The 24,014-nt window shown below is 54.0% G+C and carries 21 protein-coding genes; 15 read left to right on the plus strand and 6 right to left on the minus strand.

Translation table 11 applies throughout. From position 1 onward, the window contains the following. Window positions 1-76: 76 nt before the first annotated feature. A complete protein-coding gene (locus tag LEPIL_RS06440) occupies window positions 77-361 on the minus strand; it encodes a hypothetical protein (RefSeq protein WP_002771061.1) in 285 nt (94 codons plus the stop codon). 7 nt (window positions 362-368) lie between these two features. Next, a complete protein-coding gene (locus LEPIL_RS06445; protein ID WP_002771062.1) occupies window positions 369-1,169 on the minus strand; it encodes a hypothetical protein in 801 nt (266 codons plus the stop codon). Between the two features lie 269 nt (window positions 1,170-1,438). Here LEPIL_RS06445 and dapF point away from each other — a divergent pair, with 269 nt between their 5' ends. After that, on the plus strand, window positions 1,439-2,314 hold the full coding sequence (gene dapF / locus LEPIL_RS06450) for a diaminopimelate epimerase (protein ID WP_002771064.1): 876 nt from the start codon (window positions 1,439-1,441) through the stop codon (window positions 2,312-2,314). Between the two features lie 538 nt (window positions 2,315-2,852). Here dapF and LEPIL_RS06455 read toward each other — a convergent pair. After that, window positions 2,853-3,785, minus strand: coding sequence for a lysophospholipid acyltransferase family protein (locus LEPIL_RS06455; RefSeq protein ID WP_002771066.1), 933 nt, complete (start codon window positions 3,783-3,785; stop codon window positions 2,853-2,855). Between the two features lie 15 nt (window positions 3,786-3,800). Next, window positions 3,801-4,703: an ROK family protein gene (locus LEPIL_RS06460; protein WP_040919719.1), complete on the minus strand. Its 903-nt coding sequence runs from the start codon at window positions 4,701-4,703 to the stop codon at window positions 3,801-3,803. Between the two features lie 81 nt (window positions 4,704-4,784). On the opposite strand from LEPIL_RS06460, the gene LEPIL_RS06465 reads away from it, so the two are divergent. The 13 genes from LEPIL_RS06465 (at window position 4,785) to LEPIL_RS06525 (ending at window position 16,934) form a co-directional block, all read left to right on the plus strand. Further along, a complete protein-coding gene (locus LEPIL_RS06465) occupies window positions 4,785-5,231 on the plus strand; it encodes an SRPBCC domain-containing protein (protein WP_002771075.1) in 447 nt (148 codons plus the stop codon). Between the two features lie 110 nt (window positions 5,232-5,341). After that, the gene (locus LEPIL_RS06470; protein ID WP_002771077.1) at window positions 5,342-5,620 is read left to right on the plus strand and encodes a hypothetical protein; all 279 of its coding nucleotides are present in this window, start codon (window positions 5,342-5,344) and stop codon (window positions 5,618-5,620) included. A gap of 114 nt (window positions 5,621-5,734) precedes the next feature. After that, the gene (locus LEPIL_RS06475; RefSeq protein WP_002771079.1) at window positions 5,735-6,169 is read left to right on the plus strand and encodes an LIC11625 family surface-exposed protein; all 435 of its coding nucleotides are present in this window, start codon (window positions 5,735-5,737) and stop codon (window positions 6,167-6,169) included. 16 nt (window positions 6,170-6,185) lie between these two features. Beyond that, on the plus strand, window positions 6,186-7,055 hold the full coding sequence (locus LEPIL_RS06480; protein WP_002771081.1) for a 3'(2'),5'-bisphosphate nucleotidase CysQ: 870 nt from the start codon (window positions 6,186-6,188) through the stop codon (window positions 7,053-7,055). Window positions 7,056-7,111: 56 nt separating this feature from the next. Beyond that, the gene (locus LEPIL_RS06485; RefSeq protein WP_002771084.1) at window positions 7,112-8,488 is read left to right on the plus strand and encodes an anthranilate synthase component I family protein; all 1,377 of its coding nucleotides are present in this window, start codon (window positions 7,112-7,114) and stop codon (window positions 8,486-8,488) included. Continuing rightward, window positions 8,488-9,090 carry an anthranilate synthase component II gene (locus LEPIL_RS06490; RefSeq protein WP_002771086.1) on the plus strand — a complete coding sequence of 201 codons (603 nt, stop codon included), beginning with the start codon at window positions 8,488-8,490 and terminating at the stop codon, window positions 9,088-9,090. The genes LEPIL_RS06485 and LEPIL_RS06490 overlap by 1 nt, the downstream gene beginning before the upstream one ends. Before the next feature lie 6 nt (window positions 9,091-9,096). Then, window positions 9,097-10,140 carry an N-acetylneuraminate synthase family protein gene (locus LEPIL_RS06495; protein ID WP_002771088.1) on the plus strand — a complete coding sequence of 348 codons (1,044 nt, stop codon included), beginning with the start codon at window positions 9,097-9,099 and terminating at the stop codon, window positions 10,138-10,140. A 30-nt stretch (window positions 10,141-10,170) separates the two neighbouring features. Continuing rightward, window positions 10,171-11,451, plus strand: coding sequence for a glutamate-1-semialdehyde 2,1-aminomutase (gene hemL, locus LEPIL_RS06500; RefSeq protein WP_002771090.1), 1,281 nt, complete (start codon window positions 10,171-10,173; stop codon window positions 11,449-11,451). A gap of 11 nt (window positions 11,452-11,462) precedes the next feature. Then, entirely contained in the window at window positions 11,463-12,671 is a 1,209-nt protein-coding gene (locus LEPIL_RS06505; protein ID WP_002771092.1) for a sensor histidine kinase, read from the plus strand. Further along, complete coding sequence (locus LEPIL_RS06510) at window positions 12,661-13,371, plus strand: response regulator transcription factor (protein ID WP_002771094.1); 711 nt, start codon at window positions 12,661-12,663, stop codon at window positions 13,369-13,371. Before LEPIL_RS06505 ends, LEPIL_RS06510 begins: the two co-directional genes overlap by 11 nt. Window positions 13,372-13,375: 4 nt before the next feature. Then, a complete protein-coding gene (gene hemE / locus LEPIL_RS06515; RefSeq protein ID WP_040919723.1) occupies window positions 13,376-14,410 on the plus strand; it encodes a uroporphyrinogen decarboxylase in 1,035 nt (344 codons plus the stop codon). A gap of 56 nt (window positions 14,411-14,466) precedes the next feature. After that, window positions 14,467-15,270 carry an endonuclease/exonuclease/phosphatase family protein gene (locus tag LEPIL_RS06520; RefSeq protein ID WP_040918381.1) on the plus strand — a complete coding sequence of 268 codons (804 nt, stop codon included), beginning with the start codon at window positions 14,467-14,469 and terminating at the stop codon, window positions 15,268-15,270. Between the two features lie 155 nt (window positions 15,271-15,425). Further along, window positions 15,426-16,934: a flavin-containing monooxygenase gene (locus tag LEPIL_RS06525; RefSeq protein WP_002771101.1), complete on the plus strand. Its 1,509-nt coding sequence runs from the start codon at window positions 15,426-15,428 to the stop codon at window positions 16,932-16,934. Window positions 16,935-17,060: 126 nt separating this feature from the next. On the opposite strand, the gene carB is transcribed toward LEPIL_RS06525, so the two are convergent. Both carB and LEPIL_RS21755 read right to left on the minus strand, forming a co-directional pair. Continuing rightward, window positions 17,061-20,396 carry a carbamoyl-phosphate synthase large subunit gene (gene carB / locus LEPIL_RS06530; protein WP_002771103.1) on the minus strand — a complete coding sequence of 1,112 codons (3,336 nt, stop codon included), beginning with the start codon at window positions 20,394-20,396 and terminating at the stop codon, window positions 17,061-17,063. A 170-nt stretch (window positions 20,397-20,566) separates the two neighbouring features. Next, window positions 20,567-22,405 carry a WD40/YVTN/BNR-like repeat-containing protein gene (locus LEPIL_RS21755; RefSeq protein WP_052608202.1) on the minus strand — a complete coding sequence of 613 codons (1,839 nt, stop codon included), beginning with the start codon at window positions 22,403-22,405 and terminating at the stop codon, window positions 20,567-20,569. A gap of 210 nt (window positions 22,406-22,615) precedes the next feature. Here LEPIL_RS21755 and LEPIL_RS06540 point away from each other — a divergent pair, with 210 nt between their 5' ends. Then, entirely contained in the window at window positions 22,616-23,884 is a 1,269-nt protein-coding gene (locus LEPIL_RS06540) for a NupC/NupG family nucleoside CNT transporter (protein ID WP_002771112.1), read from the plus strand. Window positions 23,885-24,014 lie beyond the last annotated feature (130 nt).

Raw genomic sequence — 24,014 nt, forward strand, 5'->3', positions numbered from 1 at the left:
CAGCCTGTTAGACTGTAAAAGCCTGTTCGGAAACAGGCTTTTACAGTTCTCGCACTTCGTTTTGCGTTCTTCGAGTTCAATCAAGCATGAACCGGAATATCTCGCCAGCCGGGCTTCTCACCTCATAGGCGCCCTCACCGAGGCCGGCGAGCGGCAACTCCAGCTCTCCATCAAGCATTAGCTTTTTATGCTCTCCTTCTCTCCTGTAAAGTAAAATTGGAATGGGATGTGTTTTTTTTAGGATCTCCAGCCTCAGGTATAAAAATTGCGAGGCGTCCCTGTAAATCTCAAAGAGAATTGGCCCCGCCGGATGAACTCTCAGCCCGGAATGAACCGTAATCCCACGTGATGTAGTTCTCATACCTGCCTCAGAATTCGTTCGCAGCAATGGGGTTTAAATAATTTCGAAGCTGCTTCGTGGCCCGGCGCAAGCGAAAGGCAGCGAGTTGACGACTCATGCCAAGCAACGTCGCGACTGCATAAATGGAATGAGCCCAGTGACGATTCAAGTAGGATTGAACGTCGGCATCCCGTCGGCCGCTCTGCAGGCGAAAGCTGGTCTGCATTGCTCTGTTGTAGAAGCGATTCATACGGTTCTCAGCTGCCAGCAGACGATCCTCGCGAAAACGGCGACGGTCTTCGATCTGCTCCATCATTTCAAGCGTTCGTTCGGCTCCGAATTCCCGAACCATGGCCTTTAGATTCTCGGAGTTCAACGGTATGGAATGATAGATCTTGAATAGAAGGCTGTCCATGTCAGAGAGACTCTGCAATCCCTGATCCAGCCTCAGCCAGAACTCCTCTGGATTGAAGGAGGCCGACGTCCTTGCTGCCAGCGGGTCGGTCTGAAGCGGAAGCATATCAAGGTGTGTGCGCCTGTACCTTTTGATGAAGTTCTGAAAGCTGTTTCGAACACAGAGGATATAAAAGGCTGGAAACGAAGGATGGTTTCGTTGTTGAAATTTTCCGATGATTCGATCAAGCCTTCCTTCGAGAAGATGCAGCATAAAGTCGCCGACGATATCGGGATCACGACTGAGCCGGCGCATACAGTACGCATGCGTTTCGCGGTACAGACCGGCCAGAAGCTGCTCTCTATTTCCCGTCTTTACAAAGTGTCTGTAGTGTTCTTCAAGCGTGCTATTCTTCTTTCCACTGTTATCTTCCATCTTTTTTTCCTTACATGCATTTTTACTATAAGAGTCAACTCTCTGCTCTAACAGTGTGAGGAATCATTCGAAACGCAAAAAAAATCCATCCCAATTCGAATAAAATATATTGAATTCTGGTGTATTATGTCGGAAAAGCACTGGCCAGAAATCGGCCCTGCAAATGGTGTGATAGTTTTTGCAGAATGTGAAAGCGCCTTACCGCAAAAATGTCTTTTTACTGTGATCTGAATGCAATATCCCTCAGCGGACCGAACGGACGGTTTTCTATGATTGAGTTTTTCAAAATGGAAGGGGCGGGTAACGATTACGTTTACGTCGACCTGCGCGAGAACGCGAAGAAGATCCTTCAGCTGAATACAGAGCTGCTTCCGCGTCTCTGTGATCGACGCTACGGCATCGGTGGCGATGGCCTTGTTATTATCGGCCCGTCTGATCGTGCAGCCGGGCGCATGTGGATGTGGAATGCAGACGGATCTGCATCGGCCATGTGCGGAAACGCATTGCGCTGCGTTTCTCTGTATCTGAGCGCCGATGCACGCAAGAAGGACTTGATAGTGGAAAGCGGCGTCGGCCTGCACAGAGCTGAAATCATATCAAGAGATGAAAACGTTATGTCTGGAAGTGTACGTCTGGACATGGGACGACCTCTCTTTGAGGCGCACATCATTCCCTTTTCCCGAGAGTCAAAAGACCTTCCTGGTCGACCTGTTCGTTATCAGCATGGATTGAAAGGATTAGACGAAGGGCATGTACTTTCCATGGGCAATCCGCACTGCGTCATCTTCGTCGATGATCCCGACACGGTCGATATTGAAAGCATCGGCCCGCGTATCGAGAACGATCCGGCATTTCCCGAGCGCACAAACGTGGAGTTTGTAAGCATTAAAGCTGACGGCTCGCTATATCAGCGTACGTGGGAGCGCGGCTCGGGTGAGACGCTTGCCTGCGGATCCGGCGCCTGTGCTGCTCTTGTCGCTGCAGCCAGCGCCGGCCTTAGCGGCCGCACGAATACCGTTCATCTTCGTGGAGGCGATCTGTTTATTGAATGGAATGAGACCGTGCACATGACCGGACCGGCGCGATTGGTCTTTCGAGGCCAGATCGATGAGCGCGAATTCCCGCTTTTCTCGAAAGATGTCTAACCCCTGAGCTCTCAATGTCCTCCCTGTGGTCTCCAGATCAATTAATACCGCAGAGGGCTCTGAGGGCGCGGAGGAAGACCAAAGAGGTTGGGCAAAGATAGGAGAGTTGCGTTGAATCCCTGATTTGAAGGGTTCGTCCATCGCGAAAAATGAAAGGCGCGTACACCTCAATATATAGAAGCCAGCTCAAAACCCGCTTTTACTCGGAATCTGCACCGATGCCAATATTGATATAGCGTGCAGGCCCCATCGGGTCTTTCAAATTATTCTTCGGTATTCTCTGCGCTCTCTAAATCAATGTTTACCGCAGAGGTCGCTGCGGGCACAGAGGAAAGACAGGGAGGGCGGAAGGGAAAGTGTGGGCGAGAGAGCTGCAATGCATCGATCATTTGAAGAGTTCAGCTGTAGCGATAAACTCTTCAAAAAGGTGAACATTGCCATCAATAAGAAGCTCTTGTAGAAAGAGCTTCAGCCGGTTCCCTGATTTCTCTGTGCTCTCCGTGCCCCCCTGAGGTTGAAAACTTTTTATCTTATTCCGCTATTTCTTCTTCAGAGCTTCCATCATGGCCGGTGTGGTCTTCCAGCGGCGATGTACCCAGAAATACTGTCCGGGCGTTTTTCTGACGGCCCTTTCAAGGGCCTTCACCCAGCGTTCGGTGCCGACGCGTATGGCTTCTTCTTTATCTGAAAAGTCTTCTTTTTTCAGAGGGCCGAGGTCTTCGAAGTCAAGCACAACGGTGCCGTCTCCTCTGTGAATGAGCGTTATAAAGATGATTGGCGCTCCGGTCAGATAGGCGATGGTGGCCGGTCCTTTATAGGTCGATGCCGGCCGGTTCAGGAAGTCGATGAATATGCCGGCGCCGCCTGCATTCTGATCCGAGGCGAGGCCGATTACGCCGCCCTGCTTCAGATATTTAACCAGCGACGAGGTCTCTTCCATTGTGTATAACCCGGTTCCGAGTGAGCCGCGATGCCTCTTGAACCAGTTATCGAGAAACCGGTTGCGAATGGTCTTGTAGACGATGGCTCCGTTCATACGATAGCCGACGAACTGAGCGATATCTTCCCATGTGCCGAGGTGTCCGCTTACGAGAATGAAGCCGCGTTTCTGGCGGGCCTCTTCAAGAAGCCGGCGCTCGGTTTCTTCGGCTCCGGGCGCATAACGCACATATTTCTCGAACCAGCGCTGATTCATGCGAGACTTCCAGAACGTATCGGCGATCAAATAACCGAGATGGTTCAGATGCTCGTCGAGAATGCGCTCATGTTCAGCACCGCTCAACTCGGGAAATCCATGCGAGATGTTATCGAGGGCGATGCGGCGATATTTCGGGAAAAGCGGGAACAGAGCGCGGACGACCAACGTGCCGAGCCTCAGAGCCTGCGGGTACGGTAACAGTCGAAAGGGCACCGAGAGCCACAGAAAGAAAAGATAGATGAAAAGATCGCGCAGCGTTATCAGAATTTTCATAGAAGATAGCCGAATTTATGGAATATCAGGTTGCAGATACGCCGCGCCGAAGACGCCGGCAGAGTCGCCAAGCCTGTTTCGAACGACGGGCGTATCAAGATCGGGATGAAAGGCATGCCGTTTCATTCGTTGCACGCCCTCCGTATAGAGTTCGTCGACGTTGGATAACCCTCCGCCAAGCACGACGATGTCGGGATCGAGAACAGAAATTAATCCGCCGAGGGCGCGACCGAAGTCGCTCAGGAATTGATCGAAGGCTGCGGCAGCACCCGCTTCTCCTTTGCGGGCGGCCTCAATGATCTCAGGAGCCCTGAGTTTTTTGCCCGTGCGGATGTTATACTGATTCTCGAGGCCTGTTCCTGAGATGAGCGTCTCGACGCATCCTCTATTACCGCACCAGCATTCCGGCCCGGCGGGATCAATCGATAGATGCCCCCATTCGCCGGCAATGCCATGGCGACCTCTGTATATCTCGCCGTTGAACACGATGCCGCCGCCGCATCCCGTTCCCATAATCACGCCAAAGGCATTCTGAGCCCCGGCGGCCGCTCCGAGGCGGGCCTCGGCCAGGATGAAGCAGTTTGCGTCGTTTTCGATGGTTACGGTATGATCAAGCATCCGCTCAAGATCTGCCTTGAACGGTTTTCCGATGAGAACGGTCGTATTGGCGTTTACGACTCTGCCTGTTCGAGGCTCCATGATTCCGGGGATTCCGATACCGATGGTATGGTCGCTACCGTCTGTGAAGGCGCGGCCTTCCTCGATTAGACGGCAGATGTTTTCACAGATGGCCTCGTAGCCTTCGAGCTTCGGAGTCGGGCTGCGTTTGCGCAGAAGCACCTCGTCAGTGGCAGAAAGAACGATGATCTCGGTTTTTGTGCCGCCAAGATCGATGCCGATGCGATACCGTTCAGGCATGCAGGTCAGGCTGTGCAGCGAAGGGGGAGGGTCAACGGAAATTATGTTCATGAATATCGCTCATGCTCCGATCCTCAGAGTATGAAGGCTCCTCTTATAACTCGCGACGGCCAGCCCGTAGCAACAGGTGTGATTGAAGAATCGGAATTTATTCGTGCGCCTGTTTCGGCCGTTTTCCGGGCGATTACGACAGCGGCCCTGCTGGATGAATGGGGAGCCGGTCCGGCACGCTTCCAGGCAAAGGCCGGTGGGCGTTTCTTCTTATGGGACGGAGACATGGAAGGAATGGTTGTGGAAATCCAGGCCCCGAATCGACTGGTCTTCACGCTGCGCGAGCGTGAATGGAAAGAAGAATGGCGGGATTCACTGGTACTGTTTACGTTGACCGAGGAGCGAGGCGGGACGCGCATCACCCTGCGTCATTCCGGTTTTACCGACCGTCGCACACTCGAGCGACACAGAGAAGGCTGGGGCGAATACTATATCGGACCGCTGAAGGCCTTCTGCGAAGAACGTCATCGGTCCTGATTCGCATTCTTTTCCTGATTTTTCCTCCTGTCCTTGTTGGGTGTGCCAGCTTCACGCCCATCCGCTCGCCTGAAAAGGGTAGCCTCGAAAATCCGATCTGCACTGCAAGCGTGCATGAGCAGCGACAGTTCCTGCGAAGACTGCGCTTTTCAGACGGCGCAAAGCTGGCGTATGAACGCCAGGCGCCCGTGATCTCGCCTGAGCGTCAAATTCTTGATCCCTATCATGTCTGGCCCGATCGAGGCGAGCTTTTTGGCCCGCTTGCCGTCATCCCCGAATCTGATCCTGGGGTAGTGCCTGTGACCCGACTTCTGTATTTTATGCTGAGCGATACGGAGTGTACCGGAGCACAGACGCCGCCCGACTTCGCGCTTGCTGAAGTAGATTAGGAGCATCTCAAAAGTGCCCTCGACCAGGGCAGAGAAGAAAAGATTAACGATTTTTTTCCCGTATTGCCTTGATTTTACGGGATACAGGGCCGAACCTGTACCGAGGTAGCAGATATGTATCGTTTTGCATTGGTTGTTCTTATATCGCTTGTTTTACTTCCCGAGCTTGCACTCGCCGGCCCGAAAGAGGGCATTTCTGCCGAATTTCGCGCCGTCGAAGAGGGCATTCGCAAAAGGAAGCATGACCCGGCCGTCTTGCAGAAAACGCTCGAAGATAACCTTGTTCGTGCAATGCGGTCGGCCATTCGAAGGCGCTTCTACGAAGATGAGAAAAAGCATCTTGAAGGATTGACCCCCGAGAATATCACCTGGGAGAAGACGTTCTCTGATAACGTCTATTTCGTCAAATTCCGCTACTTTATCGTACGTTTTGACTTTGCCCGGGATCCGCGACTCTTTATCCAGGCCCCGCTTTATGAGAAGTTCCTGATCCTCGACGAGTTCGAAGGCGACTCTCATAAGAACGAGACTCCGGCAAAGCCTCAGTAATCTACTCGGTTTTACGATGTTGCCTGTAGACAGAGAACGGAAAGAGCTCTGTGAGAGTCTGCTACCCGGATTGATCGACGCCATCCAGAAGGCCGCCGCCGAAGTGCAGCGGCTTTTTCTTTCGCGCAGCTTTGCCGTAAGCGAGAAGGGCCCGGGCGATCTTTTGACTTCGGCCGACCTTGCGTCGAACGATATATTACACGATGCCTTAACGAAGCTGCTACCCGATGCCGTCTGGATCTCTGAAGAATCGGCACAGTCAGAGGCACGTCAATCCCATCGCTTTGCCTGGATCGTCGATCCCATCGACGGAACAAAGGAATTCGCCGGCGGTATTCCCGAGTATTCCATTTCAGTCGGGCTTGTTGCCGATGGCCTTCCGATCCTTGGCGCCGTTGCGCTTCCGGCTGAAGGCCTGCTCTTTGCCGGTGGAATCGATGTGGGAGTCTTTGAGCTCGACGAAAAAGAGCGAAGACGTATTCAGAGCACCGTTACGCCCGCTCTTAACGAAGCGAGCATTCTTGTAAGCAGCACGGAATTCAAGAAAGGCGTCTTTGAGGATGCCGTATTTGCAGATCTGAGATTGCATCCGACGGGAAGCGTGGCGCGAAAGCTTGCCCTGATCGCCGGTGGTCGCGGCGATGCAAACATCAGCCTGTACCCGAAAAATGAATGGGATATCTGCGGGGGAATTGCGCTCGTTCTTGGAGCGGGCGGCAAAGCCCTGCACCTGAACCTCGAAACACAGGAGTGGGAGGCACATCGCTTCAACGCTGCGTCGCTTTTAACCTATGGCCTCATTGCCGGATCGTCCGATCTGGTCGATGCTCTCTGTAAAAGGCAGCAGGAAGAGAGATGGCCGGTGCGACGTGAGTACGGTCGCTAACTCTGCCTGAAAAACCCTTGTTTCCCAGCCCTCATCAGGAAAGAAGGGCACAGGCTATGCTTCCATCCCTTCAACTTCCCGGCAAACCTCATACGGAAAAGCTGGAACCGGGTCTGTCCTTCTTCGACCTCTTTCGCATCATCGAATCCGAGCAGAAGCATTGTTTCTTGCTCGAATCTCTGGACCCGAATAACCGGCATTCGCGTTACTCTGCGATCGGATTTGATCCGCTTGCGCTGCTTCGCGGCCGCCCCGGACGTCTGATCTGGCAGTCCGATCGGCATGACGTGAAGCAGAGTGAGCTTGCCTGCGAGAATCCGTATCTTGCTCTTCGTGACTGGTTCCCGAACGGCATACTTTCGCGCAACTATGCGGGCGGTCTCGTCGGTTATATCGGCTACGACGCATCGGTCTTTTTCGAGCCGTCTCTTGAATTGAAGATGCATGATCGTTTTGATCCCTTCGTTTTCGGGCTCTACCTGGACGGCATCGTCTGCGATACGATGACGGGCGAAATCTTCTATTATTCGTATGGCGAGAACCGAGCCGATCTCGTGCGTTCTTATATGAACCGACCGGCACTTCGATCCGGTCCTGCCTCGGTTGAATATCTCGGCGATTCGGCGACAGAAGAGCAGCACCGGCAGATGGTCGAGGCCACAAAAGAAGAGATCCGCGCCGGCAACACCTTCCAGTGCCAGATCGGACTGCAGAAAAACTATCGCATCACCGGCGATACGCTGACGATCTACGAACGCCTGCGCCGTATATCGCCGTCGCCGTTTATGTTTTATTTGAAGTTCGACGACGTGAAGCAGATCGGCGCAAGCCCTGAGCTTGTCTTTCGCCTGCAGCAGGGTGAGATGGAAACCTACCCTCTTGCCGGAACGACGGCGCGCGGAGCCAGCGAAGACGAAGACATTTCCCTTGCGCGAGCTCTTCTGAATGATCCGAAAGAGATCGCCGAACATAACATGCTTGTCGATCTTCACCGTAACGACCTCGGTCGCGTGGCAAGATTCGGTACCGTTAAAGTGCGGCATCTGATGGATATACGCAAGTTCAGCCATGTTCAGCATATATCCAGCGAGGTCGTCGGCATCCTTGCGCGTGATAAGACGATGTTCGACGGGCTGGCCAGCTGCTTTCCTGCCGGAACGTTATCCGGTGCGCCGAAGATCGAGTCGATGAAGATTATCCAGCGCCTTGAAGGCGACGCCCGCGGTCCATACGGCGGAGCGGTCGGTCAATTCGGCCTTAACGGAAACGCTACGTTTACGATTCCGATTCGCACGCTTTTTATTTCGGGAGAAGATGCCTTCGCGCGGGCGTCGTCGGGCATCGTTTATGATTCCGTTCCGAAAAACGAATACGAAGAGATTCAGCGCAAGCTTGCGGCCATGGATCTCTGTCTGAAGGAGTTCATGAACTAATGAAAGTCCTGATTATCGACAACTACGATTCCTTCACGTTTAACCTGTACCAGTATGCGGGCGAGCTGCTCGACGAAAAGGGAGGCGCTTTTCGCCTGGACGTTGAGCGGAACGATGCGATCACTCTGAAAGAGATCGCATCGCGCCGATATGAACGCATCATCATCTCTCCGGGGCCTGGAGACCCGACGGACAGGGCCTACTTTGGCATCTGCTCAGACGTGCTGCTCGGGCCGGCGAAAGAACTTCCGGTGTTAGGCGTCTGTCTGGGCATGCAGGGCATGGCGGCCGTGTACGGAGGGAATGTACGCAGGGCGAAGTTACCCATGCACGGCAAAACGTCGCTTGTTAAGCATGACGGAAAGGGAGTCTTTCAAGGTCTACCCGACAATCTTCAGGTGATGCGCTATCATTCTCTGATCGTTGAACGCAATTCTCTGCCCGACTGTTTCGAAGAGACGGCTGTCAGCCAGGACTCCGAAGAGCTTATGGGTATTCGTCATCGCGAATACCGTCATCTTGAAGGGATTCAATTTCATCCGGAGTCCTTCGCCACCGAAGGCGGTATGGAGATGCTGCGCAATTTTCTCTTTCCGGGTTAACGCCACATGAAAACGAAGCACCACGTTATTGGCGAAGACGGGGCGGCCTACCTCATCGCCGAGATCGGACTCAATCATAACGGCGACGAGGCCCTGGCCGTCCGCATGATTGAAGAGGCGGCGCGAAGCGGGGCGCATTGCGTTAAATTCCAGCTTTTTCAATCGGATCTTTTCTTCGATCGCAACGCCAGGTTGGGCGTAGGACCGCCCGGATCGCTGGGCGATTTCTTTCGCCAGTTCGAGCTTTCGCGTGAGTCCTGGAAGAGACTGGCCCGGGCCTCCGACGAAAACGGTGTGGACTTTCTCTGTTCGGTCTTCGATTATGAATCCCTCGTTTTTTATAAAGAATTGCTTGAGACGTCGGGTCATAAGACGCATTACCTGAAAATCGCTTCCACCGATCTTACGAATCGTATTCTGCTTGAACAGGCGAAGTCGATGGGCTTTGAGATCCTGCTTTCGACAGGAGCATCGGTTGAAGATGAGGTTGCGCGAACGATCGACTGGATTGGAAGGCCCGCCGTGCTCTTTCTGTGTGTTTCGTCGTATCCGGCTTTGCCGGCCGATTACAACCTGAGTCTGCTACCGGCCTGGAAAAGGAAATACGGTTGTGCAATCGGCGTATCGGACCACTGCGAGTCGCTTGTCGTATCGATGGCCGCCGCTGCCATCGGAATCGTCGGCTCAGACGGGATTGCCATCGAGCGCCATTTCACGGTCGACCGCAAGCTTCCCGGCCCAGACCAGGCGCTATCATCGACGCCGGCGCAGATGCGTGAGTTGCGCGAAGGCGTCGATCTACTGCGGGCCGCTAAGGGCACAGGCATCAAAGAAAGCATGTCATCTGAAGAAGGGGTGCGAAAGTACGGGCGCCGTTCTCTCTACTATCGCAAGGCCCTGCCGGCCGGACATATTCTTTCGATCGACGATATCATCGCGCTGCGACCGGGCGGCGGCATTCCCGTCGAACAGTATACGGGTTTTGTCGGCCGCCCTCTGAAGAATGCCGTTCAGGAAGGTTCTCCTGTGAATGCAGGGGATTTCACTTGATCCCATTCGCATGAAAGAAAGTCTAACCGTGTGAACCGTGCACGTAGCGAATCCTTATTTCAAGAAGCCTGTCATTATCTTCCAGGCGGCGTAAACAGCCCTGTCAGAGCCTTCCGTTCGGTGGGCGGTACGCCCGTATTCATGCAAAAAGGCGAGGGATGCTATCTTACCGACGTCGATGGCAACCGTTATCTCGACTTCTGTTGCTCCTGGGGGCCGCTCATTACAGGCCACCGTCCGGCGCCGATTGTGAAGGCGCTGCGTGAGCAGATCGACGAATGCCTTACTCTCGGTACTCCGAATCCGAAAGAGGTCGAGCTGGCCCGTCTGCTTGTTGAAGGCGTTGCGCGAGACGTGAAATCGGTGCAGCGTGTGCGGTTTGTCAGCTCGGGAACCGAGGCGGTGATGAGCGCCCTGCGCCTTGCCCGCGGATTCACAGGCCGCAAGCGCATCGTCAAGTTTGACGGCTGCTATCACGGCCATTCCGATGCACTGCTTGTAAAGGCGGGCTCGGGCCTGGTAACGTTCGGGCAGCCCGATTCGGCCGGCGTTCCCGAGGACTTCGTTCGCGATACGATCGTTCTGCCCTTAGCCGACAGAGAGGCTGTCGAGCAGCTCTTCGCTCGTGAAGGCGATCAGATCGCCTGCATTATTATCGAACCCGTGCCGGCTAACAACGGCCTCCTGATTCAAACGCCCGAATACCTGAAGTTCCTGCGTGAGATCACGGCAAGACATGGCGCCCTTCTGATCTTTGACGAGGTTATCAACGGATTCCGCCTGCAGTTCTCTGGAGCGGCCGGCTACTACGGAATAGAACCCGATCTGATCACCTACGGCAAGATCATCGGCGGCGGTATGCCTGTGGGCGCCTTTGCAGGCCGGGCTGAGATCCTCGAAAAGATCGCACCGCTCGGTCCCGTATATCAGGCCGGTACGCTCAGCGGCAACCCGATGGCGATGGCTGCCGGACTTGCTCAGCTCAGTATGCTCACGCCCGAGCTTTATGCCGGTCTGGAAGAAAAAGGCCGGTATCTTGAAGAGCAGTTTAACCGAATGGATAATCTTCCTTTCCGTATGTGCCGCGTCGGTTCGATCTTCTGGCTCTATGACGCCGCACACGAACGGCCGGTGCGCGCCGATCAGATCGATCGTGAGTCGATGAAAACGTATGCGGCCTTCTTTCATCACTGTCTTGACCGCGGCGTGTATCTCGCTCCGTCGGGCTATGAAGTAGGCTTTCTCAGCACTCCGGTGCAGAGATCCGATCTTGATCTTTTTCTATCGATCGCTTCGGAATTCCGACGCTGACGACAGAGGGCATGAAAAACGGCACTGACAGAGTTTTTGGCCATCCCGGGTTATACCTCGGACTGATGTTCCTGGTCATCTCGGCGCAGCTTTTCTGGTGGCTTCTGTTTTTTGCCGAGATCCGCTTCGCCCTCGTTCATGTGCAGGACGAAAGAGATCGCATACTTGAGATGGCGCTGAACGGAGATCCGGGTCTTGTCGCGCCTCCGTATATTCGCCTTGAAAACGGGCGTTATACCGTAGACCGGGAAGTTGTCGAGGCCAGAAGGCATGAGCGTGATCGCAACGTCGTTATGATAATCGCCGAGGCTTCGTTCTTTCTGGCCGTTTTCGGAGCCGTCTCCATTATTCTTGTAAAGCTGTATCGTAGCGAACGACAGCTGGCAAAAGAGCAGGAACTCTTTCTAAACTCGTTTACGCACGAGCTGAAAACTCCCCTGGCCGCCATCAAGCTGAATCTGCAGACGTTGAAGAAGCGTCCCGATCATGCAGCGACGCCGGAGTTAGTCGAAGGGTCTTTGCGAGAGGTAGAGATCCTGAATCGGCGTATCAGCGAGATTCTTCTCGGCGGCGAACTCTCATCAGAGCAGTCGAACGAGAAAAACGGCGCCGGCGAGGGCACGGCCTTTTTCCCGATTCTTGAGCGCACGATCGGCGAGCTGCATTCTCTCATAAAAGAGAGGAATGCCGTCATCACGGTCGGATGGCTTCCGCCGATTACGGGGCGGTTGCGATCCCTGCTGCCGTCAGGAAGTCAGATCCCTGAGGCGCTTGTGGAGAAGGTCGTCGTCGATCGATCGGGGATCGTTCAGGATAACCTGTTAACGCTGCAAACTCTCGAAGAAAACCCCCTGGCTCTTGAGCCGCGAGAACTGGGAAGCGTTATCGGCGAATTGATCACCAATGCTCTGATCTATTCAGGAGAGTTGGCACGGCTACGCATTCTACTCCGACAGAAAGGCCGGCGCATGCAGTTGTTTTTTGTGGATAACGGCCCGGGTATTCCCTATGTAGAGCGCAAGAATATATTCAGGCCGATGGTGCGCTTGCAGAGGCAGAGCGGATTTGTGCCCGGAACGGGCATGGGCCTTGCTAACGTCAGGGCCTTGCTACTGCGACGTGCAGGAAGCATTCGTCTTCTGCCTTCGCCAGAGGGAGCTCGCTTTCTCGTAGAAATCTCTATCAAGAAATCTACATCTGGAGCCGGCCATGAAGCCTAAGATCCTTCTTGTCGAGGATGAGCCCGTGTTGCGCTCGGGAATCCGCCTCAATCTCGAAGACGAAGGATACGAGGTCGAGGCCTTTGAGAGCGCCGATAGCTTTCTGGCCGAGCGAGAGTCTCTTCTTTCGGGAAACAGCCCGTATGATCTTGCCATTCTCGATATGATGTTGCCGGGAAGATTGCAGGGCCTCGAGCTCTGTCGCCTGATTCGCTCTCGTTGGTCGATGCCGATCCTCTTTCTCACGGCGCGTAACAAGCTCGAATACAAACTTGATGCCTTTGAATCGGGCGCCGACGATTATATCACGAAACCTTTCGAGCTGGAAGAGCTGCTTGCGAGAATCCGGGTGAGGTTGCGCAAACACAAAATCGTCGACGCCTTTCAGATCGGAAGTTATCGGCTTGATTTCAACCGTGATACGGCCGTTCACACTTTAACCGCCGAAGAGGTGCGTTTTACAGAGAAGGAGATCGGCATTCTGAAACTGCTGCTTGAATCGCGCGGGCGCCCCGTCACGCGCGACGAGATCCTTGATCGCGTCTGGGGAACGGCTGAATTCCCCACGAATCGCACCATCGACAACTTTATCGTTAAGTTCCGTCGCATCTTCGAGCAGGATCCGGCGCATCCGACGCTTTTCATTACGCGCCATGGCCGCGGATATGAGCTTGCCCCTGAGGGCGAAGCCGAAAAATAAGACCGTGTCACCATCGATCCTGATCCAGGCCCTGAAGGGGCAGAAATGCAATCGTATCCCATTCTGGTATATGCGGCAGGCAGGCCGCTACCTGCCCGAGTACAACGAGATTCGCAAAGGACGAACCTTTCTCGATATGTCGACCAATGCCGACATCGCATACGAGATCACGATTCAGCCGCACCGGCGCTTTCAGAACGACGGACTGATCCTCTTTGCCGACATCCTTACCCCGCTTCATGCATGCGGCGTTCCGCTGTATTTCGAAGAGAAGCGCGGCCCGGTACTGGAGCGCACGATCTCAAAAGAAGAGGATCTTCATATACTCGAAAGTTTTTCGCCCGCCGAGCAGTGCCCCTATATCGGTGAAACGTTAACACGGCTTACCGCATACGCTTCCGGTCAAAGTGAAAGACCTGCCGTGCTGGGATTTGCAGGCGCTCCGTTTACGATGGCCTCGTATCTGATCGAAGGCGGGACTTCGAAAAAATTCGAAAAGATCCGCTCGATCATGTTCGGTCAGCCTGAACTGTTCAAAAAGTTATGCGACCGGCTTGTGGACATGACCGTCGACTATCTGCGATATCAGTTTAAAAGCGGCGCCGAGGCCGTGCAGCTCTTCGATAGCTGGGCGGGCATCCTGTCGGCCGAGCAGTACGACGAGTTTGCAGGACGTTATACAGAAGAGATCATCCGACGATTAAAAGCTGAATTCGATCATCCTATCATTCTCTTTGTCGGCGGAGGCCATCACCTTCTGCCCGAGATGGTGCGTCAGAATCCCGACGTCATCAGCCTCGACTGGCGTGTGCGCATCGAAGACGTTGAGAAGATACCGTCCCGCATCGCCATACAGGGGAATCTTGATCCGCTTTATCTTTACGGCGGCAAGGATCGCGTGATTCGCGAAACGGAGGCCGTGCTGAATCGTTTTGCCTCGCGTCCCGGTTACGTCTTCAATCTCGGTCATGGCATTCATCCGGCGTCGCCGCTTGAGAATGTCGAGGCGATGATCCAGACGATTCGCAACTATCGATGATACCGTCCTGCACGACCGGAATTTGTAAGCGCTTCATAGCGCTGGCGACGGCCTGTATGCTGTCCTCCTGCGCGGCGTTATTGCGTGACGGTAAGCCCGTCGAGTTCACGGCGGCAACCTACAATGTACACTATATGGAGCGCGGGATACCCGGCCTGGTTCGCACAATCAAAGGGCTCGACGCCGACGTGGTGGCCATGCAGGAGGTGCTGAGCACGGGTGGTCAGCCCGCCTCTGCACAGATCGCCGGCAGTCTGGGCTATCAGCATGTGGCCAGCATGCCGTATGTGAACTACGGCAGCGCACAGTGGGTACTGGTCATTCTATCGAGACATCCGATCGTCGCTCGCGACGAGATACGGCTCGGGAATTCGCGACGGGCACTACGAGCCGTAGTAAACATAAATGGCCGTCCCGTTGAGTTTATCACGATGCATCTCATGCCGCTCGCCGGACATATCGGCGGAATGCAGAGCGTGCGTCAGCGAGCGCAGTCACGAAGGACTGAAATCACCGATCTGTTAACCTGGCTGGGCGAGGCGAAACGTCCGCGCATTCTGCTCGGCGATTTCAACATGCTGCGCGGCACGATGGGATTCTACGACCTTGATGAATACGATCTCGTCTCAGACGTTTACAGCGACGCCGACGGAGGCTGGCTGCCGACGAACAGCGACACCTTTCCGTTGCCCGATGATACTCGCAAAAAGATCGGCGAACGCGTTCCAATCTGGCTTGTTCCGCGCAGCATCACGCTCGACTATATCTTCGTCAGCGATGGGGTGAGCGTTCTCGACACCGATGTGATCAAAAGCGATGCGTCCGATCACTGGCCGCTTGTCGGTCGATTCAGGCTCTGAGCAGCCTCTGTACTCACCGGTAAAACTGGCGTAACTGTCTGCCCGATATGCCTGAATTTTTCAGTCTTTGAGTCCTGAGAGCGGGCATCCCGGTCTATTTTTTGATTGACAGATCAGTCAATTTCGCTTCAGCTCAGGAAAAAGGAGCGGCAGGAATGCATTCAAAGAGCGAAGAGCGGCGAAAGCCATCGGTTATTATCATCGGAGCGGGCATGACGGGCATTCTCATGACCATCAAGCTGAAGCAGATGGGCATCGACGAGATCACCATTCTTGAAAAGAAAGAGAAGGTGGGCGGCACATGGCGAGAGAACACCTATCCAGGCGTGGCCTGCGACATCCCCGCTCATATGTACACGTATTCTTTTGAGCCGAATCCGGAGTGGAGCCATCGCTTTGCACATGGCGATGAGATCCAGGCTTACTTTGAGCGCGTAAGCGCAAAATACGGTGTGACTCCGCTTGTGCGTTTCAACGAGGCCGTGACGTCGGCTCGCTACGCCGATGCACGCTGGACGGTGAAGACGAGCAAGGGCAATACGTTTACGGCCGATTTCGTAGTCTGCGCCACCGGCATCCTTCATCATCCGGCAAGGCCTGACATCGCCGGGCTGGGTGATTTCAAAGGCGCCATGTTTCATACGGCCGAGTGGGATCACAGCGTCGATCTGAAGGGCAAGCGTGTCGGCATCATCGGAACAGGTTCGACGGCCGCTCAGGTCATTCCCGAGCTTGTGAAGCTGGCGGGTTCGGTTTCCGTATTCCAGAGGACTCCGCAGTGGATACTCAAGATTCCCGATCATCATTACAGCGAGTCGTCGAAGGCGAGCTGGCGCAAGAACCCGCGAAGGCTCTCGCTCTATCACTACCTCTATACAAAGGCCGTCGAACATACCTTTTCGAAGGCCGTTATCGGCAAGTGGCTGCAGCATCGACTGGCCGATTATCTGTGTCGTCGCAATCTGCGGAAAAGCGTAAAAGATCCGGTACTGCGGGCGAAACTTACGCCGAATTATCGCGTCGGCTGCAAGCGTATCATCGTGAACGGCACGTTTTACGATGCCATTCAGAAGCCGAACGCTCATCTGATCACAGATCGTATCAAACAAATCGAGGCTAAAGGAGTCGTAACCGAAGACGGAAAACTGCACGAGCTTGACGTTCTTGTGCTCTCGACGGGCTTTCATCCGTTCAATTTTATGCGTCCGATGGATCTGCGAGGCGAACAATCCGACATCGAGCATACCTGGCAGAAGAAGGTGCAGGCCTATCGATCGATCTTTATTCCTGGTTACCCGAACTTCTTTTTGATGCTCGGGCCGAACACGCCGATCGGGAACTTCTCGGTCATCGCTATGAGCGAGGTGCAGACGCAGTATGTGCTCAAAGTGATCGAGAAGTGGCGAAACGAGGAGTTCGACGCCATCGACGCGCGGCCCGAGGCGCTCCGAGCGTATAACGAGTATCTAAAGGCGGGTATGAGCAAAACCGTCTGGGTGGGCGGCTGTCAGAGCTGGTATCTTGATGCGGACGGAGATCCGGCGATGTGGCCGTACTCCTGGCAGCAATGGGTGAAGGAGATGTCAGAGCCCGACATGCGTGACTTCACGACCCGCACCGTCGGGCAGACCGAACCCGTTCTTACAGGATCAGGCCGGAGCTGATTAGAAAGATAGCACCGCCATGGGTCAGCCGGAATGATTCTGAAGCGAACGGCGATCATTCCGGCCAGCGACCCTTCCCATAACGTAAAGAGCAGTAAAGGCCAGCCAGCGGCAGAAACCGTCGTCTTAGCCGTGAATCTCCTGCAACGAATGCACTGAGAAGCTCATATCCTTCATCTTCTTGAGTCCGTTAACGAACGCCTGGCTTCCTTCAAGCGTCGTGATGCAGAGGATGCGGTTGCGAATCGCCTCCTGTCGGATCAGGAAGGCGTCGTCGCGCGTCTGTCGCGAATGCGGGATGTTGATGATCAGACGGATGTTGCCGTTTTTGATCTCATCAAGCGGATTCGGGCTCTTGCCATCTTTTAATTTGTAAAGCGATTCAATCGTAATGCCGTGCTGGCGCAGATAGTCATGTGTGCCCGATGTGCCGTAGAGCTTGTAGCCCATCTCAAGCAGGATCTTCGCTTCTTCGACCATATGCGGCTTGGCCGGATCGCTGACGCTGAAGAATACTCCTGCACCGGGACGCGGCAGCCGTTCGCCGGCGGCGATCACCGCCTTCAGATAGGCCTCTTCGAAGGACTGGGCGATGCCCATGACCTCGCCCGTGGACTTCATCTCGGGGCCGAGGATGATGTCGGCGCCCGTAAAACGAGAGAAGGGAAGCACGACTTCTTTCACCGCAATGAAGCCCGACGGCTTCGGAGGATTCGGCAGCACGTCTTTCAGTTTTTCACCACACATGATGCGTGTCGCAAGCTTGGCCAGAGGAACGCCTGTGGCCTTGCTCACAAAAGGAACGGTACGCGACGCCCTCGGGTTAACCTCAATAATGTAAAGCGTGCTGTTCTGGATGGCGAACTGGATATTCATCAGACCCACGACGTGAAGCTCACGTGCCAGCTTCGTCGCCGCCTGTTTGATCTCCTCGATCATCGAATCAGAGATTTCAACGGCGGGCAGGGCGCAGGCAGAGTCGCCGGAATGCACGCCGGCTTCTTCGATATGGCGCATGATGCCGGCGACATAAACGTCTTCGCCGTCAGAAAGCGTGTCCACGTCCATCTCGATGGCGTTTTCCAGAAATCGATCGATCAATACCGGATGTTCGGGGTTAATCGACTCGGCCTCTTTCATGAATTGAAGAAGCTGATCCTGATCGTGCACGATCGCCATGGCGCGGCCGCCGAGAACATAGCTCGGGCGCACAAGACACGGATAACCGATCGAGGCGGATTTCTCAAGCGCCTCGTCTACATCATGAGCGATGGCGTTCGGCGGCTGACGCAGGCCGAGCTTCTCGATCATCTGTGAGAAGAGATCACGATCTTCCGCCCGATCGATCGAATCGGGAGATGTACCGATAATCGGAACGCCGGCCTTTGCCAGATCCTGTGCAAGGCGGAGCGGCGTCTGGCCTCCGAACTGAACGATCACGCCCGTCGGCTTTTCGTTTTCGCAGATATGAAGAACATCTTCGACGGTTAACGGCTCGAAATACAGCACGTCTGACGTGTCATAGTCCGTCGATACGGTTTCGGGATTCGAATTCACCATCACCGATCGAATGCCCATATCTTTCAGAGCGAAGGAGGCATGGCAGCAGCAGTAGTCGAACTCAATGCCCTGGCCGATGCGGTTAGGCCCGCCTCCAAGGATCATGATTTTTTTCGTATCGACGACGGCCGACTCGTCCATCTCTTCGTATGCCGAATAGAGATAGGGGGTCTTCGCCTCGAATTCGCCGCCACATGTGTCGATGCGACGAAATACTGGCTTCACTTTCCCGTCGGATCGTCGCTTGCGCAGATCGGCCTCTCCCTTTTTAAGAAGGGCGATGATTTCTTTTCTGCGTGCCGACACCGATTTGTTCTGATTCTGAATGATCTCTTCGATCGCGATGCGGTTCAGCAGGTAAGAAAGCTGGCGGTCGCTGTAGCCTTTTTCTTTCCAGGCGAGCAGCTCTTCTTCGCTGTTGATGCCTGTGAAGGCCAGCTCTTCATCGATCCAGTCCTCGAACTGATACAGGAACCAGCGATCGATGCGACACAGATCATAGATCTTCTCGAACGGAAAATCGATGCGGCCGCGTTTATGCATCTCCATGGCGATCTTCACGTCAAAGATGCGATCCGGATTGGGCATCTGCAGACTATCTTCGAGATAGGCGACAAGAGTATTGCTGCGCAGATGCTCATGAATACGGAACAGCTCGTCCAGGTTGCCGTCTGCACCGAAACCGGAGCGACCCGTTTCAAGCGAGCGAAAGGCCTTCTGGAACGACGCCTGAAACGTGCGTCCGACGGCCATCGTTTCGCCTACGGATTTCATCATCGAGCCGAGAACCTTGCGCGAGCCCGGGAATTTTTCAAATGTAAAGCGTGGAATCTTCGTCACGACATAATCGATAGTCGGCTCGAAAGAGGCCGGCGTTACCTTAGTGATGTCGTTTTGAATCTCATCCAGCGTATATCCGACTGCAAGCAGAGCGGCGATTTTAGCGATAGGAAAGCCCGTAGCCTTACTGGCAAGGGCCGAGGACCGGGAAACCCTGGGATTCATCTCGATCACGACCATCTCGCCGTTTTCGGGATTTACAGCGAACTGCACGTTTGAGCCGCCTGTGTCGACGCCGATCTCGCGGATGATGGCGATCGCGGCATCGCGCATGATCTGGTACTGATCGTCGGTAAGGGTTTGTTGCGGAGCGACGGTAATCGAATCGCCCGTGTGAACGCCCATCGGATCGACGTTCTCAATAGAACAGATAATGACGACGTTATCAGCCGTATCGCGCATCACCTCAAGCTCGTATTCTTTCCATCCGAGGATGGACTGCTCGACAAGTACCTGATGTGTGGGCGAGGCATCGAGTCCGCCCTGGCAGATATCTTCGAACTCGGCCTCGGTAAAGGCGATACCGCCGCCGGTGCCGCCCAGGGTAAAAGACGGCCGTATAATCAGCGGCAATCCCATCTTCTGATAGAAGGCGCGGGCATCGCTCATGCTATCGCAGAGGACGGATTCAGGCACTTTCAGCCCGATATCGCGCATCGCATCTTTGAAGCGCGAACGTGATTCGGCCTTGTCGATGGCATCGGCGCTGGCACCGATCAGTTTGATGCCGCGTTTTTCGAGCTCTCCGGTCTTATGCAGATCCATGACCAGGTTAAGCGCCGTTTGACCGCCGACGGTGGGCAGGATGGCCGAAGGCTTTTCTTTATCGATAATACGGAGCAGGATCTCGGGCGTCATCGGCTCGATATACGTGGCATCGGCCAGCTCGGGATCGGTCATAATCGTCGCCGGATTTGAGTTAAAGAGGATGGTGCGATAGCCCTCTTTTTTGAGGGCTCGACAGGCCTGTGTTCCGGAATAGTCGAATTCACACGCCTGACCGATTACGATGGGGCCACTGCCCGGGATGAGGATGGAGTCAATATCCGTTCTGCGGGGCATACGCGGCCAGAATCACGAAAGCGGCGATGTGGTCGAGTCAGAAAGCCTTCGAAACACGTCCGAGCTCAAGAATTGCTATCCAGAACTTACAGGACATCCGATTCGGGACGGCCTGCCAGGCCCTGAGCTCTCACAGGGCGCACCGATTCAAGATAGGTGTCATCTAATCGTCAGGGAAGCTCCTTGTAGAAGACAGATCCACTGCCGCCCACGGACACACAGATGGATGGGGAACAGGTAAAGCCATAGCCGCGGCCGGCGAATCCAATTGTAACCCAGCTCCCGCCATTGTCGGAGGATTTCATCACGCCATTTTCGGTCGTCGCATATATGTCACTGCCAGTATCGTGAACCCGCTGAACAAAACTATACTCTGGTAAGGTATATTCGGAGAAACTGGTCCAGTCTGTTGTTCTATCATATGGTTCGGGAAAAGCTGTCAAATCATCCATAAGACGGCGGCCGGCTAATAGATAGTAAGAGTCGTTGCGCTTGAAGATACCGGTATAGCTTTTATATGTATCTCTTTTATTGAGCACCCAGTTATCGCTTATTGTGCAGTTTGCATCACACTGAACGGTCCAGCCTTTCTCGCCGACGATTCTGATCCGGCCTATTTCATCGATATAAGCATCTCGAGGCATGCCCTCGGGGTCAATATCTTTTGAAATAACCTGCCAGTTGTTGCCGTCGGATGATATGGCGAAACGAAAGCTTTTAGCCAAACCGTTTTTGTATAGTCCATAGGCCAGCCACAATTCATTATGGTGCTTGATACCGAAAAATTTCGTGATTGTGGAATCTACTGTTTTCTTGGTCCACGTAGTGCCATTATACGAAAAGATGATCCCGGTTGATGTAACTATGTTCAAGTTTGTACCATCGCCGGCAATATCATTCAAATCATCAGAATAATAGCTACAGCCACTAATCGTTACAGGCGTCCATGTCTTTCCATCTGAGGATGTAAGTAAGGTACAACGGTTTCCCGTTGCGTAAAACTTACCATTCAGATACCTGACGGAATTGAGCCTCTGGCTTGTTCCGGTCGGAGCGTATGTCCAGTCGATCTTACTGCCACTGCCTGTACTGGAGGTGGAGGTTTTTGAATTCTGAGGATTATAGTCATAAGGCAGTGTCAGCGTCATTGGCTGACCATTTACTGTTCCGGCGAAGGTATCATAGCCGCGAATGCGATTATCGTTCCAATCCAGCGAGAACCGATAGATCGTTTTATACTCTTCTGTTCCATTGAGTTCGTAACTCTTTCCGTTTAAATTGAAGAAACCATCCGTTCGTATGGGTAAGGATGCTGATGACTCTCCGCTTATACTCCAATCGTCGATGTGATCCTTCAGGTGATATTCACCGTGCTCTATGATAATTGTGCCATTCATGAAGTCACGGTCCGTATCGTTATTGTAAGGCCATTCAGTACTGTTGATCCCGAGAGCCGCCCTGTCCTTGAACGAAACCGTACCGTCAACGCAATTAGAGAACTTTAACTGCAGATTCATATCCGTCACGTCTATCCAGACCGTCGAATAGTCCGAGCCGATTTCGTAGTGCGTTGTGCCGGTAAAAGAGCCTGTCATGAGGGGACAGTGGCTGGTGGGAGTGACGGTAAACGTAAAATAAGCGCTTCCCTGTTCGGCCCGATTCACGATGTCTGAACGCAGTCGGTTCAGCTCTGCCGCCAATTCTTTCATCACTAAAGAGCGAATATCCGATCGCTTCTCAAGGGTCGTAGACGCTGAGGAAGCATAGTAGGCTGCGTTGTAGAGCTGAAAGCCGCCCGTGTCGGCCGCCGCACCGGTATGGGCAGACAGATAGAAAGCCACTTCGGCCTCTGAACGCATGGATTCAGGGTATTGAAGTTCAAGAGGCTTCAGAGGGGCTGTGTCAGGCAATCCTCCGAGTGCAAGAAGAGACATCATATCTGTTTCTTCTTCCTTGCAGGCAGCGGCAAGCAGACAGACTCCGGCCAGAAGGACATGCAGTGCTTTCATACATCTCATAATGAAAGAGTTGGAATTTCAAGTACAGAGGAAAGCATATTTTCAGACATATTGACATTTTTACAAACATGACTGAGAAAGCAAATTTATTCCAGTAAACAGGTTTCAATGCTCTGAACAGCGTGGCTGACAGGTAACCGGAAGCAGGTCGATACTGTGAAATCGGCTTGCATACAAAGGCCATGGTGAACATCCCGCTCTATGGGCATGCTCAACCTCATCTCTCTTGCCGGCCTTATCGTACTCACGGGCTCGGCTATCCTGCTTTCAGGTACGATCCGACGTCAGAACTGGCGACTCATCTTCCTTGGAATCGGATTGCAGCTTGTTCTCGGCTGGCTCATCTTCCAGTTTCCAGGGGGAATGGCGGTCTTTGGGGCGGTAAATACGGCGGTGAACTCGCTTGCCGATCTCGCAGCTACCGGCGCACGCTTCTTGTTCGGCCCGCTTGCTCTGCCTCCAGGCACTGAGGGATCGCTTGGCTTCTTCCTTGCCTTTCAGGCCCTGCCCACAATCGTATTCTTTTCAGCTTTGATCGGGCTGCTCTATCATTTTGGAATCATGCCCGTTCTTATAAACTTCTTCTCAAAGATCTTCACACGGCTTTTTCGTACGTCAGGCGCCGAATCCATGGTCGCCGCCTCTTCAATCTTTGTCGGAGTAGAGGCAATGCTCACAGTGCGACCGTATCTGCTGCGCATGACGCGATCCGAGCTGCATACGGTGCTTGTGGCCGGGCTGGCCACTGTTTCGTCGAACGTTATGGCGCTTTATATCTTCACGCTGCGCGAAACCCTTCCTTCGATCGCAGGTCATCTTGTGACGGCTTCGATTCTCTCGGCGCCGGCCGCCCTTGTTTTCTCGAAGATCCTGCTGCCCGAGAAAGAGCAGCCCGAAACGCTCGGCACGCATGTAAAGGTTAGCTATGAGAAAGAGGGATCTTTTATCGAAACGATCGTGAAATCGTCGATGGACGGTATGAAGCTCATTACCGGTATCGTGGCCCTGCTGCTCTCTGTGCTTGGCCTGGTCGCCCTGATTGACGCCATGCTTGGCTGGTCGACCGGATTTCTGGGACAACCGTTAACCTTGAAGACCATCTTCTCTTATCTTTTTTATCCGCTTATCGCAGTCACCGGAGTTCCGTTTGAAGACATCTTTGCCGTTGCCGGTGTCGTCGGTGAGCGCCTCATCGTCACCGAAGTCGTTTCGTATCAGGATCTGGCGAAGCTCATGGCCGAGAATGCCATTCAGGAACGCAGCGCCGTCATCGCCACATATGCTCTCTGCGGTTTCACACACTTCGCCTCGCTTGCCATCTTTGCCGGCGGTATTACGGCCATCGTGCCTGAACGGACGAGAGATGTGGCCGCCGTATCAATGCGCGCCCTTGTCGCGGCGACCTTTGCAAGCCTGATGACGGCCTGTATCGCCGGCTTCTACTACTCAGGACAGAGCCTGCTTTTTTAAGAGTTACCACAGCGTCGCATTGAAACCGTGAATACCGGTTCCGATGCGAATGGTTCTTCTGGTAGAGAATACAGGTCGGTCGTTACGGTCGATACCTTCTCCCGCGATCATGTGAGACTGACCGCGGGAC

The sequence above is a fragment of the Leptonema illini DSM 21528 genome, assembly GCF_000243335.1.
GTDB lineage: Bacteria > Spirochaetota > Leptospiria > Leptospirales > Leptonemataceae > Leptonema > Leptonema illini.